13 protein-coding genes are annotated in these 14,925 nt (G+C 71.6%); 7 read left to right on the top strand and 6 right to left on the bottom strand.

Annotated elements, in window-relative coordinates; genetic code table 11:
• The first annotated feature begins 81 nt into the window (after positions 1-81).
• From ACIBQ6_RS40015 to ACIBQ6_RS40005, 3 genes are all read left to right on the top strand, one after another.
• Entirely contained in the window at positions 82-555 is a 474-nt protein-coding gene (locus ACIBQ6_RS40015) for a MarR family transcriptional regulator (RefSeq protein WP_358282368.1), read from the top strand.
• A gap of 134 nt (positions 556-689) precedes the next feature.
• Positions 690-1,880, top strand: coding sequence for a helix-turn-helix domain-containing protein (locus ACIBQ6_RS40010; protein WP_397218366.1), 1,191 nt, complete (start codon positions 690-692; stop codon positions 1,878-1,880).
• 95 nt (positions 1,881-1,975) lie between these two features.
• Positions 1,976-2,176, top strand: coding sequence for a hypothetical protein (locus tag ACIBQ6_RS40005; RefSeq protein WP_357969777.1), 201 nt, complete (start codon positions 1,976-1,978; stop codon positions 2,174-2,176).
• A gap of 40 nt (positions 2,177-2,216) precedes the next feature.
• Here the strand turns inward: ACIBQ6_RS40005 and trpS are convergent, their stop codons facing one another.
• Together trpS and ACIBQ6_RS39995 are read right to left on the bottom strand one after the other, a co-directional pair.
• Entirely contained in the window at positions 2,217-3,221 is a 1,005-nt protein-coding gene (gene trpS / locus ACIBQ6_RS40000; protein ID WP_352362044.1) for a tryptophan--tRNA ligase, read from the bottom strand.
• Positions 3,222-3,235: 14 nt separating this feature from the next.
• Complete coding sequence (locus ACIBQ6_RS39995; protein WP_397218365.1) at positions 3,236-4,549, bottom strand: hemolysin family protein; 1,314 nt, start codon at positions 4,547-4,549, stop codon at positions 3,236-3,238.
• A gap of 86 nt (positions 4,550-4,635) precedes the next feature.
• Here ACIBQ6_RS39995 and galE point away from each other — a divergent pair, with 86 nt between their 5' ends.
• Both galE and ACIBQ6_RS39985 read left to right on the top strand, forming a co-directional pair.
• Positions 4,636-5,586: a UDP-glucose 4-epimerase GalE gene (gene galE, locus ACIBQ6_RS39990; RefSeq protein WP_397218364.1), complete on the top strand. Its 951-nt coding sequence runs from the start codon at positions 4,636-4,638 to the stop codon at positions 5,584-5,586.
• 219 nt (positions 5,587-5,805) lie between these two features.
• Complete coding sequence (locus tag ACIBQ6_RS39985) at positions 5,806-7,038, top strand: MFS transporter (protein WP_397218363.1); 1,233 nt, start codon at positions 5,806-5,808, stop codon at positions 7,036-7,038.
• A gap of 34 nt (positions 7,039-7,072) precedes the next feature.
• On the opposite strand, the gene ACIBQ6_RS39980 is transcribed toward ACIBQ6_RS39985, so the two are convergent.
• The 3 genes from ACIBQ6_RS39980 to ACIBQ6_RS39970 all read right to left on the bottom strand — a co-directional run bounded on the left by ACIBQ6_RS39980 (position 7,073) and on the right by ACIBQ6_RS39970 (position 11,060).
• Positions 7,073-8,047: a malate dehydrogenase gene (locus ACIBQ6_RS39980; RefSeq protein ID WP_358282356.1), complete on the bottom strand. Its 975-nt coding sequence runs from the start codon at positions 8,045-8,047 to the stop codon at positions 7,073-7,075.
• A gap of 55 nt (positions 8,048-8,102) precedes the next feature.
• The gene (locus ACIBQ6_RS39975) at positions 8,103-10,241 is read right to left on the bottom strand and encodes a serine/threonine-protein kinase (RefSeq protein WP_397218362.1); all 2,139 of its coding nucleotides are present in this window, start codon (positions 10,239-10,241) and stop codon (positions 8,103-8,105) included.
• A 288-nt stretch (positions 10,242-10,529) separates the two neighbouring features.
• On the bottom strand, positions 10,530-11,060 hold the full coding sequence (locus ACIBQ6_RS39970) for a hypothetical protein (protein WP_397218361.1): 531 nt from the start codon (positions 11,058-11,060) through the stop codon (positions 10,530-10,532).
• Between the two features lie 68 nt (positions 11,061-11,128).
• Here ACIBQ6_RS39970 and ACIBQ6_RS39965 point away from each other — a divergent pair, with 68 nt between their 5' ends.
• Together ACIBQ6_RS39965 and ACIBQ6_RS39960 are read left to right on the top strand one after the other, a co-directional pair.
• Positions 11,129-12,805 carry a WD40 repeat domain-containing protein gene (locus tag ACIBQ6_RS39965; protein ID WP_397218360.1) on the top strand — a complete coding sequence of 559 codons (1,677 nt, stop codon included), beginning with the start codon at positions 11,129-11,131 and terminating at the stop codon, positions 12,803-12,805.
• Positions 12,802-13,884, top strand: coding sequence for a hypothetical protein (locus tag ACIBQ6_RS39960; RefSeq protein ID WP_397218359.1), 1,083 nt, complete (start codon positions 12,802-12,804; stop codon positions 13,882-13,884). Before ACIBQ6_RS39965 ends, ACIBQ6_RS39960 begins: the two co-directional genes overlap by 4 nt.
• Here the strand turns inward: ACIBQ6_RS39960 and ACIBQ6_RS39955 are convergent.
• Positions 13,878-14,906, bottom strand: coding sequence for a polysaccharide deacetylase family protein (locus ACIBQ6_RS39955; RefSeq protein WP_358282346.1), 1,029 nt, complete (start codon positions 14,904-14,906; stop codon positions 13,878-13,880). The genes ACIBQ6_RS39960 and ACIBQ6_RS39955 overlap by 7 nt on opposite strands.
• Positions 14,907-14,925 lie beyond the last annotated feature (19 nt).

Below are 14,925 nucleotides of genomic sequence, written 5' to 3'. Positions count from 1 at the left end.
TTCGTTCGTCCTACTAACGTTTATGACACTAACGAATGTACATCGTTAGTGCGACTAACGCAAAGGGATAGGATCACCGGCATGAGCCACGACATGTCCGACGCCGCCGACCGGGCCGCCCCCGACCGCCTGCGCGGCCTGCCGAGCCGGCTGCTGGCCCACGTCGCGATGCAGGCCGACCGGCTGGTCAGCGACCGGCTCGCGGGCGCCGACGCGCGCAAGTGGCACTACGCGGTGCTCGTCGCGCTGCGCGAGTCCGGCCCGGCCAGCCAGGCCGAGCTGAGCCGGCTCACCGGCATCTACCGCAGCGACATGGTCGCGCTGCTCAACGAGCTGGCCGAGCGCGGCCTCGTCGAGCGCGCGCCCGACCCCGCCGACCGCCGGCGCAACGTCATCTCCATGACCGAGCGCGGCCGCGACCGGCTCACCCGGCTCGACGGGCTGGTGGACGACGTCCAGGACGAGCTGCTGGCGCCCCTGACCGGCCCCGAGCGCGACCAGCTCGTCGGGCTGCTCGGACGGCTGCGCGACCACCACTCCCGATCAGCCCAATAGCGGGCAAACCCGGGTAGAAGCCGAGGCGTGGGAGCTTGCCGACATACCTCCTGACCAGGGGGAACGCATGGCAGGGTCGCTCCGGTGACCCTAGCCTGTGCTGTGTTGGGACCAAGCCAGGAGGCGTCACCCCCATGACCGACATCAGCACCGGGCAGATGGTGCGACTCCAGCGCGAACGAAGGGGCATGAGCACGACCGCGCTGGCCACCCAGTCCGGCTGCACCACCCGGCACATCGAACTCATCGAACACGGAAAACGCACCCCCTCGCTGCCCCTTCTCCGCGAGATCGCCAAGGTCCTCGGCGTTCGCACCGCCGTGCTCCTGGGCGAGACCCCCCGCGACTCCCACGAGCCCAGCAGGCCGCAGATCCGCGACATCGAGCGGGCCCTGTTCGCCTGCCGCGCCGGCGAGCCCGACCTCGAACCGCCCGACGCCGAGCAGCTGACCGAACGCGTGGCGGCGGCGCGCAACGCCTGGTTCACCTCGGCCCGCCGGTACTCGATCCTGATGGCCGCGCTGCCCTCGCTGGTCTCCGACGCCGAGAGCCTGGCGGCCGAGCGCACCCCCGCGGCCTACCGGACCGCGACGGACGCGTACATGCTGGCCAGAGGGGTGCTCAAGCACCTGCAACGGGTGGACCTCGCGCACCTGGCCGCCGACCGGGCCATGCGTTACGCCGAGGAGTCGGCCGACCCGCTGATGCTCGCCTGGGCCCACTGGAACCTCGGCCAGTCGATGCTCTCCGACGACATGCACCAGATCGCCCACGACGTGGCCCGGCGCGGCATCGAGATCCTCGAACCCCACGTGGCCGACGGCGACGTGCGGCACATCAAGGCGCTCGGCGCGCTGCACCTGCTGGCCGCCATCAGCGCGGCCAGGGGCGGCGACGACGAGCAGGCCAGGCAGACCGTGCGCGGCGCCGCCGCCCGGCTCGCCGCCCGCGCCGACGACCACTCCGACGCCTACGACCTGGCCTTCTTCGGCCCCACCAACGTCGCCATCCACATGGCCAGCATCGAGCACGACACCGGCCGCCCCGAGGCCGTGCTGCGGCTGGCCGACGACATCGACATCCGCAGGACCCCGTCCATCGAGCGGCGCACCACGCATCTGTGCCAGGTCGCCCGCGCCTGCGAAGACCTGGGCGACGACGCCGCGAGCCTGGTCTACCTGCTGCGGATCGAGCGCGAGAGCCCCGAGGAGCTCGACCACAAGCTGCTGCTGCGGGAGATGGTGCGCTCGCTGGTGCGCCGCGCGCGGCCGTCGTGGGCGCCGGAGGTGCGTTTCCTCGCCGAGCGCCACAACATCGACGTGTGAGGCCGTCCACCGAACTCTGAGTTCGCTCCGGCCGAACGGCGAGATCTGTCGCCGCGGTTCGTCACGGATCGGGTCCGGGGTGGCACTGTGCGTCCATGACCACAACGCCGAGTGCTGACGTCGTCATGGAACGCCTGCTGGAGGAGGCCATGCGCGAGTTCCCCGGCTGGGCGTTCAGCCGGGGACGGTCGGGATGGACCGCCGTGTCGGGCGGTGTGCGGCTGACCGGCCGGAGCCTGGCCGCGCTCCGCGCCCGCCTGCGCGTACGCCCCCTCGACCGGCGCGCACGCCTGTGACGACCGGAGGAAGGGCGGCAGGCCCGCCGCCCTTCCCGCGTCACACCTTGGGCAGGAAGCCCACCCGGTCGCGGACCTCGGCCATCGTCCGCCGGGCCACGGCGGCGGCGCGCTCGGCGCCGACGGCCAGCAGGCGGTCGAGCTCGACCTCGTCGGCCAGCAGCTTCTCCGTGCGCTCGCGGATCGGCGTGAACGTCTCCACGACCGCCTCGGCGACGTCCTTCTTGAACGTGCCGTAGCCCTGGCCCTCGTAGCGGGCGACCAGGTCGGGGATGGGCGTGCCGGTCAGCGCCGACTGGATGCGCAGCAGGTTGGAGATGCCCGGCTTGTTCTCCTCGTCGAACAGCACCTCCGAGCCCGTGTCGGTCACCGCGCGCATGACCTTCTTGCGCAGCGGCCCCGGCTGCTCCAGCACGTCGAGGATGCCCGCCGGGCTGGAGGACGACTTCGACATCTTCGCCGTCGGGTCCTGGAGGTCGGTGATCTTCTCGACCTCCTTGAGGATGTACGGGTCGGGCAGCGTGAAGGTGTCGCCGAAGCGGTGGTTGAAGCGCTGGCCCAGGTCGCGGGTGAGCTCCAGGTGCTGCTTCTGGTCGGCCCCCACCGGGACGGCGTTGGCCTGGTAGAGCAGGATGTCGGCGGCCTGGAGGATCGGGTAGGTGAACAGCCCGACGCTGGCCGCGCTCTCGCCGAACTTGGCCGACTTGTCCTTGAACTGCGTCATCCGGGCAGCCTCGCCCATGCCGGTGAGGCAGATCAGGATCCAGGCGAGCTCGGTGTGCTCGCGCACGTGCGACTGCACGAAGACGGTCGAGCGCTCGGCGTCGAGGCCGGCGGCGAAGAGCTGCGCGGCGGCCACCCGGCTGCGCCTGCGCAGAGCGGCGGGCTCGGTCGGCACGGTGATCGCGTGCAGGTCGACCACGCAGTAGAAGGCGTCGTGGGTCTCCTGCATGGTGACCCACTGACGGACCGCACCCAGGTAGTTGCCCAGGTGGAATGAGTCCGCGGTGGGCTGGATGCCGGAGAGAACACGAGGTCTGGCCATAGCAGGCAATTGTGTCAGGAATCCTGGTCGGGCGGCGACTCGACGGCGGCCCGGCGTTTCACCCGCACCCGCGCGATCCGGCGCCCGTCCAACTCGGTGACGGTCAGCTCGAAGCCCTGGATCTCCACCTGCTCGCCGGCGGCCGGCACGTGCCCCAGCATGGCCATCACGAACCCGCCCAGCGTCTCGTACGGGCCGTCGGGCAGCCGTACGCCGGTCTCGGTGGCGAAGTCGTTGAGGTTGGTCAGGCCGTCGATCTCGATCTCGCCGGCGGGCAGGACGACGACGTCCTCCTCGACGTCGTACTCGTCCCTGATGTCGCCGATCAGCTCCTCGACCAGGTCCTCCATGGTGACGATGCCGGCGGTGCCGCCGTACTCGTCGACCACGATGGCCAGGTGCTGGCCCTCGTCGCGCATCTCGTTCAGGGTGCTCAGCAGGCGCTTGGAGGCGGGCACGAACTTGGCGGGCCGGATCGGCACGACCGCGCTGATGGGCTCGGTACGCCCGATCAGCTGGGGGTCGAGCAGGTCGCGCACGTGCACGAAACCGATGACCTCGTCGTATGAGTCGCGGTAGACGGGGAAGCGGGAGTGCGGGAGCGCGGCGGCCAGGTTCGCGGCCTCGGCCAGCGGCGTCTCGGCGTCCATGAACTCGACCTCGGTGCGGGGCAGCATGACCTCGCGGAGCTGGCGCTTGCCGGCGGCGAACACCTCGGCGATGAGCTTGCGCTCGTCGGCGGTGAGCTCGGCGTGCCCGACGACCATGTCGCGCAGCTCCTCGGTGGTGACCTCCTCCCGGTCGGCCTCCGGGTTGCCGCCGAGCAGCCGGACGACCAGGTCGGTCGACTTCGACAACATCCAGATGATCGGACGCGACAGGGCGGCGATCCGGTCGAGGAAGGGCGCGACGAACAGCGACAGCCCCTCGGTGCGCTGCAGGGCCAGCCGCTTGGGGGCCAGCTCGCCGAGCACCAGCGAGACGTACGAGATGGCCAGCGTCACCAGCACGAGCCCGAGCACGGGCGCGACCCCCCGCGGCACCCCCCAGCGTTCGAGCACCGGGACGAGCTCCATCCCGAGCCGGTCGGCGCCGAAGGCGGCCGAGAGCATCGTGGCGACGGTCACCCCGATCTGCACCGCCGACAGGAAACGGTTGGGGTCGCGGGCGAGCTTGGCCACCCGCTCGCCCCTCCGGCCGCGCTCGGCGAGCTTGCGGACCTGGCTCTCGCGCAGGGAGACCATCGCGATCTCCGCGCCCGCGAAGAACCCGCCGACCAGGATGAAGAGCAGGACCAGGGCGATGTTCGCCGCGAGGGTGTCAAACATGGTGGTTGGCAGCGTACTCGGCGGGTTTCCCGCGTATGCTGAACGGCAAGCCGTACAAAATCAAACATATCTAAACAGGAGTACACATGAGGCTGTTGGTCACCGGAGGCGCCGGGTACGTCGGCAGCGTCGTCGCCGCGCAGCTCGTCGAGGCGGGGCACGAGGTGACCGTGCTCGACGACCTGTCCACGGGCCACGAGGACGCGGTGCCCGAGGGCGCCCGGTTCGTGCGTGAGTCGATCACGAACGCCCACGACGCGCTCGACGGCATGGACGCCGTGCTGCACTTCGCGGCCAAGTCCCTGGTGGGCGAGTCGGTGGAGAAGCCCGGCCTTTACTGGGCCGGCAACCTCGGCGGCACGCTGGCCCTGCTCGACGCGATGCGTGACAAGGGCGTGCGCCGGATCGTCTTCTCCTCCACGGCGGCCACGTACGGCGAGCCCGAGCGCTCCCCCATCGAGGAGGACGACCCGACGCGCCCGACCAACCCCTACGGCGCCTCGAAGCTGGCCGTGGACACCGCCCTGAGCGCCTACGCGGGCATCCGCGGGCTCGGCGCGGTGAGCCTGCGCTACTTCAACGTGGCCGGCGCCTACGGCCGCTTCCGCGAGCGCCACACGGTCGAGACCCACCTCATCCCGAACGTGCTCAAGGTGGCCACCGGCGAGCGCGACTCGGTGAGCGTCTTCGGCACCGACTACCCCACCGCCGACGGCACCTGCGTGCGCGACTACGTCCACGTCGGCGACCTGGCGCGGGCGCACCTGCTGGCGCTGGAGGCGGTCGCCAAGGGCGAGCACAAGATCTACAACCTGGGCAGCGGCACCGGGTTCAGCGTGCAGGAGGTGATCTCGGTCTGTCGCGAGGTCACCGGCCACGAGATCCCGGTCGTCGTCGGCGACCGGCGGCCCGGCGACCCGGCCGTCCTGGTGGCCTCGTCCGCGCGGATCCAGCGCGACCTGGGGTGGAAGGCGGAGCGGGCGGCGCTGCGCGACATCGTCTCCGACGCGTGGACGGCACTTTCCGGGAACGCCTGATGTGGGCGGCGTTTATGTGCTGTGATACCCAAATGTGAGGAGCTTTTCACCAAGGGTCACGAAGCTGCTCTTTGGTGCCCTCATCCTGCTGGGCAGCCTCGCCGCGGCGGCCGGGGTGATCTACGCGACCTCCCAGCCCGCGCCGGCCGCCCAGCCCGTCCCCTCCTGTCCGGGGGCGGACGAGAAGGACGTTTCCCCACACAAGTAACCTGTTCCGCCGTGTCACTCCTCCCCGAGAGCGGGCCCGTGCGCGCGCTCACGTACGCCACACTCCTGCGTGCCCTGGGCCGCGGCCTGTTCGTCACGGTGAGCGTGCTGTTCTTCAAACTGTCGGTCGGCCTGTCGGACGGCGAGATCGGGCTGGGGATGACGATCGCCGCGGCCGTCGGGCTCGCCGCCGGGCTGCCCGCCGGGCGGCTGTCCGACCTGGTCGGGCCGCGCGGGGTGCAGATCGCCTTCTCCGCCGCAGGCGGGTTGCTGGTGCCGGTGTACGCGCTGGTGTCGGGGTTCGCCGGGTTCGTCGTGGTGGTCACCCTGGTGACGTTCGCCGAGGCCGGTGAGGGCACCGCGCGGGCGGCGCTGGTCGGTGGCGCGGTGCCGGCGGCCGACCGGGTGCGGGTGCGCGCGTACCTGCGGGCCGTGACCAACGTCGGCTGGTCGGTCGGCGGGCTCGGGGCGGGCGCGGCGCTGCACTTCGACAGCCGTCCCGTGTACCTGGGGATGATCTTCGGGTGCGCGCTCTGCTACCTCGGGAGCGCGCTGCTGGGGTTCCGGGTGCCGGCCGTCGCGCCCGTTCCGCGCAAGGCGGGCGAGCCGGTCTGGATCGTGCTGCGCGACCGGCCGTACGCGGTGCTGGCGCTGCTCAACGCGGTGCTGTTCATGCAGAACGGGCTGCTCACCATCGCGATCCCGCTCTGGGTGGCCGGCCGGACCTCGGCGCCTGCGTGGACGGTGGCGGCCGTCGCCATGATCAACACCGTCACCGTCACGGTCCTGCAGGTGCGGCTCAGCCGCGGCACCGACGACGCGGCCGGCGCGGCCCGCGCCCAGCGCCGCTCGGGCGTGTTCCTCCTGCTGGCCTGCGTGCTGCTGGCCCTGGCCGCCGGACAGCCGGCCTGGGTGGCGGTGGTCGCCCTGTTCGGCGGCGCGCTGCTGCACGTCCTCGGGGAGCTGCTGCAGGCCGCCGGCTCGTGGGGGTTGTCGTACGAGCTGGCCCCGCCGCACGCCATCGGCCAGTACCAGGGCCTGTACGGCATGGGCCAGCAGGTGTCCAACATCGTCGTGCCCGCCGTCATGACCACGGTCATCGTGGGCTGGGGGCTGCCGGGCTGGCTGCTGTTCGGCGGGGTCTTCCTGGCCGCCGGGCTGGCCGTGCCGCCGGTGACGCGCTGGGCCGAGCGCACCCGCGGCGCCGCGCTCCCCCTCACGACGGCGGACGCGCGCCCCCGCTGAGCCGGGGACGCGCGTCCGAAGTGTCGCGCCAGGTTCAGATGAGGCCGAGCTCGCGGACGGCGTCGCGCTCCTCGGTCAGCTCGCGCACGCTGGCGTCGATGCGCTCGCGGGAGAAGGAGTCGATCTCCAGGCCCTGGATGATCTCGTACCGGCCGTTGACCGAACGCACCGGGAAGGACGAGATGAGCCCCTCGGGCACGCCGTACGAGCCGTCGGAGACGACGGCGGCCGAGGTCCACTCGGTGCCGTTGACCCAGTCGTGGACGTGGTCGATCGCGGCGTTGGCGGCCGAGGCGGCCGAGGAGGCGCCACGGGCCTCGATGATGGCGGCGCCGCGCTTGGCGACCGTCGGGATGAACGTCTCGCGCAGCCACTCGCCCTCGACCTGCTCGGCCGCGATCTTGCCGCCGACCTCGGCGTGGAACAGGTCGGGGTACTGGGTGGCGGAGTGGTTGCCCCAGATGGTCATCTTCTTGATCTCGGTGACCGGGACCTGGAGCTTGGCGGCGAGCTGGGACAGCGCGCGGTTGTGGTCGAGGCGGGTCATCGCGGTGAACCGCTCGGCCGGGACGTCGGGCGCGTGCTGCTGGGCGATGAGCGCGTTGGTGTTGGCCGGGTTGCCCACGACCAGGACGCGGATGTCGTCGGCGGCGTGCTCGTTGATCGCCTTGCCCTGGGGGCCGAAGATGCCGCCGTTGGCGCCGAGCAGGTCGCCGCGCTCCATGCCGGCCTTGCGCGGCATGGCGCCGACCAGCAGGGCGACGTTGGCGCCGGCGAAGGCCACGTTGGCGTCGTCGGTGATCTCGATGCCGGACAGCAGCGGGAACGCGCAGTCGTCGAGCTCCATGGCGGTGCCCTCGGCCGCCTTCACCGCCTGCGGGATCTCCAGCAGGCTCAGCTTGACCGGGACGTCAGCGCCGAGCAGCTGTCCCGACGCGATGCGGAACAGCAGTGCGTAGCCGATCTGACCGGCGGCCCCGGTGACGGTTACCTTGACGGGCGTGGCCATGGCCTTCCCCTAACTCACTGGATGAATTCGTTGGACTTTCGGATGTTACCGCTCGTCATCCGCAGGGCTCCATCGCGGGCACCTTCAGCTCGGGCCGGAAGTCGACCTTGTCGAAGTGGCTGCTCAGGAGCTTCTTGATGGTGCCCGTGCGGTAGAGGTCGGCGATGACGCCCTTGACCGCGGTGCAGGTCTTGGCGTCGCCGTCGCGGATGCCGACCGCGTACCGCTCGTTGTCGAGCTTGGCACCGATGATCTTGTAACGCATGTTCTCCCGGCTGGCGAACCCGGCCAGGATCAGGTCCTCGCCGGGCACCGCGTCGACCTTGCCGTTCCTGAGCAGGTCCATGCAGGCCGCGTAGTCGCCGGCGGTCACGGGCTCGACCTTCACCCTGTCCTGCACCTCGCCGACCGTCGGAGTGTCGAGCGCGCAGATCTTCTTGCCCTTGAGGTCGTCCAGCGAGTCGATGCCGGTGCCGGCGCGGACCAGCACGTCGCGGTGGGCCACGTAGTACGGCCCGGCGAACCTGGTCTCGCTCTTGTCCACCGAGTACGTGGCGACGACCAGGTCGACCCTGCCTTCGGCCAGCGCGGCCGCCCGGTCGTTCCGACCGACCCGGGTGAACACCGTCTCCTCGGCCCCGAGCGCGGCGGCCACGAGCTTGGCCACCTCGACGTCGAACCCGCTGAAGTCGTCGCCGTTCTGCAGGCCGACGCCCGGCAGGTCGCCCTTGACGCCGACGATGATCTTTCCGGTCTGGGCGACCTTGTCCACCACCGAGGCGAACGTGGGGGGCCGCGAGTTCTTCTTCCCCGTCGGCACGGGGGTCACGACCTCGCCCTTGAACGCCAGCGGCGACCAGCCGTTCGCCATCGCCGCGACGGCCACGACCGCCAGCATGACGAGCGCGGCGGCCAGCGCGAGCCACACCTTGAGCCGCCGCCGGCCTCCGGACGGCACGGGCTCGTCGAGGGGCCTCGCCGCCGGGCCCTGGCTCTGGCTCTGGCTCTGCCTCTGGCCCTGGCCCTGGCCCTGGCCGGACTGCACGGTCTCCACACGCCCGGAGACACCGGTCCCGGTGCCGGTCGTGTGCGGGGTGCCGGTCGGGTGCGGGGTGCCGGTGCCGGTCGGGTGCGCGGACCTGGTGCCGGTCGGGTGCGCGGAGCCGGTGCCGGTCGGGTGCGCGGAGCCGGTCCCGGTCGTGGTCGGGTGGGCGGGGGCGGTGCCGGCGGCCGTGCCGGACGGGGGGCCGGCGGGGTGGCCGGTGGCCTGCGTGGCGGGCCGGTCAGTGATGGACGTGGCCGACACCCGCGTGAACGGCGTCGTGTCGTCGCCGGCCACCTGCACGCCCCTGGTGAGCACCGCCGTCGAGGCCCCGGCCGCCGTGCCGGTCTGCCCGAGCAGGCGCAGCAGGAGCTGGTCGGCCGAGGGACGCTCGTCGGGCGACTTGGCCAGCGCCGAACGCACCACGCCCCGCAGCGGCTCGTGCATCATCTCCACGTCGACCTCGTGGTTCAGGATGCGGTTGAGCACCACGGCGATCGACTTGCCCTCGAAGGCCGCCTTCCCGGTGGCCGCGAAGGCCATGGTCGCGCCCCAGGCGAACACGTCCGTGAAGGGCCCGATGTCGTCGCCGGCGATCTGCTCGGGCGCCATGTAGGCGGGCGTGCCGATCGCGCGGCTGGTGATCGTGCCGGTCGAGTCGATGATGCGGGCGATGCCGAAGTCGACCACGCGCGGCCCGTCGGCGGCGATGAGCACGTTGTCCGGCTTGAAGTCCCGGTGGACGATCGAGGCGTGGTGGATGGCGGTGAGCGCGGTGGCCGTGCCGATGGCCAGCCGGTCGAGCACCGTGCCGCTGAGCGGGCCGTCGGTCTCGACGATGTCGCGCAGCGCCCGCCCGTCGATGTACTCGCTGGCGATGTACGGCGTGTCGCCGTCGAGGTCGGCCTCCATCACCCGCGCGGTGCAGAAGGAGGCCACCCGCTGGGCCGCCTTCAGCTCCCTGGCGAAGCGCGACCTGGCGATCGTGTCACCGCTGAACTTCACGTGCAGCAGCTTGATCGCGGCCCGCTCGCCCTGCTCGTTGACGCCCAGGTAGACGATCCCCTGGCCGCCCTCGCCGATCCGTCCGGACAGCCGGAACGATCCCAGCAGCGCTGGATCGCCGGCCACCAGCGGCGCGATCTGCGGCATTCGTCTTTCCCCACGTTCACTGAACCCCAACCACGCAAACTTTACGACGCTCAGCAACTTCCCAGGGATCCGTTAACCGTTCGTGACTCACCGGTTTTTGCACAAAGCCCGTACACAGCGTCCATTCGGACCCTGTAACAGCGGTCTTGACTGGTTGGTCGCAGATCACGGATCGGGTCTTCGACGACCTCCTCGCACGCCGCGGACATCAGAGTGCAATCAGGAAATCCTCCTTCCAACCTGGCGTCCCAACTCCGCCGGTCGCTACGGTTGATCAACATGAGCCGGTCACCGGCAGTCCAGGTCCACCGCGTGGTACAGGTCGCCTCTGATCTCCGGCCGCACGGCGACGCGCCCCCACCAGCGATCGACCTCCAGCACCACACGGGAACCCGTGGAGGCGGCGGCCGCGCAGTCCGTGACGACCACGCCGAGGCTCAAGGACACGCCCTGCCCGGCGGGGATCGTCAGGGGCAGGGCGCGGCCGTCCTCGCCCCGCGCCGACGTCATCGTCAGCCCCGCTCCCTCCACGCCCACCCCGGTGACCGTCACGGGGAAGTGGCCCTGGTTGTGGAGGTACCGGCTCACCGTGCCCTGGAGACCGGTCGGCCGGCCGAGCTCGTCCTGGGACCTCCTGACGGAGCTGTTGCCTCCCAGCTCCTCGACGCGCGGGAACAGGGCACCGCTGGACCAGCCGGCCAGGACGAGGAGCGCCGTCGCCGCGCCCGCGGCGGCCGCCGCCCGCCAGCGCCACGCCTGCCGGCGAGTGAGCATGCCCGCCCGGTGGTCGAGCCGTTCCCAGATCTCCGGAGAAACCACGCCAGCCCCTTCCGTCCCGGAAAGGCGTATTGTGCCCCCTTCCTGGGTGGGCCGGAAGAGGCCTCTTCATGGTGATCGCGATCGTCGTCGCCGTCGCGGTGCTGTCGGCGGCGACAGCGGCGCTCGTCGCGAACAGGCCGATGAGCCGGGCCGCCGCGGACCGGTTCTCGGCCCGGCAGCAGGTGGCCTTCACCGCGTTCAACGGCCCGGCGATGCTGCGCCACATGCAGGTCACCCGGCGGTTCCGGTGGGCGGGGGCGAGTGCGGGAACGGTTCTCATGGCGCTGCCGCCGGTCTCGGGCGACCTCGGCCTCCGCCTCTTCCTGCCGGTGGGCGGCTGGACCCTCGGAGTGCTGGCCGGCGAGCTGTCCAAGGGCGGCGGGCCGAGACCACGGACGCTCCGCGCGCCGCGGCGGGGCGTCGGGTCACGACCGCTCGTCATCCTCTGGCGCATCTGCGCCGCCCTCTCCTGCGGCGTCGCGCTCCACGTGGTGGCACGTTCCTTCCTGGGTGACGTCGGATTCGCCGGACGCGCCGCCGCCGCGTGGACGCTCGCCGTCGTGGTGATCGTCCAGGCCGTGCTGCACGATCTGGGCCGCCCCCTCGCGCAGGGGCCCGCCGATCTGGTCGCCGCCGAGGCGGCCATGAGGTCGGACACGGCCCGGATGCTGATGGCGGGCGGGAGCGCGGCAGCGCTGTGGGCGGCGCCGCTCTCCGAGCTGCCCGGCCTCCACGACGACCTGCTTCTCCTCAGCCACGTTGCGGTTCGGGGACTGCCCCTGCTCGTCTGGATCCTCTCCGGACGTCCCCGGCCCGGTGTGCCGGGCCGGTGGCGGGTGCCCTGGCGCGCCGTGTCGGCGGCGCTGGTCACCGTCTGCCTGATCATGGCCTGGAACGGCCTCGTGGTCTGGCGCTACAGCTCTCCCCCTCCTCCCGCGGCGCTCACCGGGCCGCTCCCCGCGCCGATCGGCTACGCCGACCAGAGCCACCACCGCTGGCGGTTGCACCTGAGACGCTCCGGCTCATGGCAGACGGTCGCCCTTCCCCAGGCCCGCGCGGTGATGCCGATCAGCAATCGGCGGGCGCCGCTCGTGATCAGCGGCGACGGCTACCGCCTGATCTACCTGGACGCGGCGACCGGCCGTCTCGTGCTGCACGACCTGTCCGCCGAGAACGCCCCGCGCCCGCTGACCGGCCCCGGCGAAGGCGTGCCCGACGCGGCCTTCGGCCAGGACGACCGGCACGTCATCCTGACCTGGCCCGACGGAGTGGACCTGGTGGACGCCGTCACCGGGGCCCGGCGGCGGCTGCCCGGCATCGGCCGCGTGATCGACGTCGTGCCCGGCAAGGTGGTGGCCACCACCGGCCGGCGTGCCCTGGAGGGCGCCCCCGACACCGAGCTGGTCACGCTCGACGCGCGGGGGGCCGTACGCACCAGGACGCCCTTCGACCCGGCGTTGCAGGCGCTGCTCACGCCCGACGGCGACCGCCTGGTCCTCTTCTCGGAAAACGAGGTGCTGACCATGGATCCGCGCACCGGCGGCCGGGTGCGGGCGCGCGCGACGCTGGGCGGGCCGGGCGTCGAGGCCGAGCTGGTGCGGTGGACGGAGGACGGGCGCCTGCTCGTCATGCTCGGCTGGGACGATCCCGTCCTGTACCTCGTGGACCTGGAGACGGGGAAGAGCCGCCAGGTGAAGAACGTCCCCTCCCGCCTTGGCGAGGTCGTCGTCGGCAGGCTGGCGTGACGCGCCGCCGGAGGCTGCCCTGGCGGGCGGGGGCCGCCGCCCTGAGCGTGGTGCTGGCCGCCGCGTGGGTCGCCGCGCCCCTGCCGGCGGAGCCCGGCGTGCGGTTCGTCCACTCCCAGCCGGTCACTGCGACCAAGACGGCCGAGAAGCCGGTGAAGCCCGCGAAGCGCACGAAGTACGCCACCCCGATCCGCTACGCGTACGTCCCGAGCTGCGACGAGTGCGCGCACATGATCCTCGTCGGGGACGGCGCGGAGCGCGGCCGCCTGCCGTACAGCTTCGACGGGACGATGTTCGCCCTCAGCCGGGACGGCCGGCGTGCGGCCTTCCTGAGGGACAGCGACAACACCTACGTCGTGGCCGACCTGCGGACGGGAGCCGTCGAACGGCTCCCCGTCAGGCAGCCGCGCGGGACCGTCACGGCGTTGTTCGGCGCTCAGCCGCCGCTGTTCTCCCTGGACGGCCGGCACCTGCTCCTCCAGCCCGACCGTCTGACCAAGGACACCGACGTGGTGCTGGAGCCGCCCGTGATCGTGGACGTCGCGCGCGGCACCGCCACCCGCCTCCCGGACCGCGGGCAGGTCGCCGGATGGACGTCGGAAGGTCTCGTCATGAAGAGCGGCGAGCCCTCCCGCCGCTCCCCGGGCCACCTCAGGTCGGTGTGGTTCGCCGTCTACTCGCCCAAGGGCGAGCTGCTGCGCAGCTACACCATGCCGGGCAACGTGGAGTGGGCCATCGAACCGTCCCCCTCCGGCCGCCTGATCGCGTCACGGCACCGGGAGCTCACCCCCGGCGGCGTGCTCCAGCAGGGCGTCGCCCTGTTCGACACGAAGACCGGCGAACACGTGCGCACGGTCACGCCGCGGCTGGCCACCGGCTGGTGGCTCGCCGCCCTGCTGCGCTGGGAGGACGAGGACACCCTCACGGTCAGGGCGAACGGCCGGCTGGGCGAGACCGCCTACCTGGTGCTGGACCTGCGCACCGCGGCCGTCCGCCCGATCGACGTCACCGGCGAGGTGGCCGACTTCATGCTGCAACCCGCCGAGCTGAGCGTGGTGCTCGGGCGCGTCCGTCAGTAGGGCAGGCTCCAGGTGGTGAAGGACTTGCGCAGGTACGGGTTCTTGAACTTCGGGTACGCGACCGTGCTGACGTCACCGTCCGAGGTGTAGCGCATGTCCGGGTTGTTCTTGAGCCAGTCGAGCCAGGCCGCCGAGCAGAACTGCGCGCAGTCGCCCTTCTTCTCCATGACCCGGATCCGCGGGATGCCGCCCGGGTCGAACGCCTTGCTGAACGGCGACGGCGCGGGCGTGTATCCGGCCAGGAACGCGCCGGCGTGGTTGTAGAGCTTGCCGTGCAGCGCCCAGTTCTTGTTGCGCGGCTGGTTGCCGTACGGCAGGGCGATGGAGTTGGGCTTGACCTTGGTCAGGTCGTCGATCTGCTTGGCGATGCCGCCGATCTGGTCCTCCACCTCCTTCTCCGAGCGTCCGTGCAGGTTGACGTGGTCACGGGTGTGGTTGCCGATGTCGAAGCCGTTGTCCTTGAGCCAGCCCAGCGTCTGGGCCTGCTCCTCGCGCACGGTCTTGCCGAACATGTCGCGGGTGACGTAGAAGGTGGCGGCCGGCCGGAAACCCGGGTGCTTGGCGGCCACCTCGCGCAGGATCGCCACGGCGGTGTCCGGCTGCGGGACGCCCATCTCGTTCAGCGTGAGCTGCGAGGGCGAGGAGTCGTCGAACGTCAGGACCACGGGATGCTTGCCCGCCGGGACGTTGATCTTCCCGGTCACCATCTCCGACGCGCTGATCGGGACGTAGTCCTCCTTGACCAGCCGTTCGAGGTCCGAGCGGAACTGCTGCGGCGTCCTGTCGTCGGTGGTGGCCGGGTTCTTGATGACCCGGTGGAACATCAGCACCGGGATCTGGCCCAGTTCGTTCGCCTTCACCTTGCGCGCCAGCGCGATCTTGGCCGCTTTGCTCTGCTTCAGCCTGGCCGCGGCCTCGGCCTTGCTGTCGGTGATCTTGGCAGTGTCGGGCGGCGAGTCGCACCCGGTCAGGACGACGGCGGCCGCAAGGAGCCCCGCTCCTGTCAAAATACCCAGTCGCATCCGAACCCCCCGAGACGCG

Origin of the sequence: Nonomuraea sp. NPDC049655 (genome assembly GCF_044465465.1) — a bacterium.
In the GTDB taxonomy this organism is placed as follows: domain Bacteria; phylum Actinomycetota; class Actinomycetes; order Streptosporangiales; family Streptosporangiaceae; genus Nonomuraea.
This window is presented reverse-complemented; position numbering and strand designations above follow the sequence as displayed.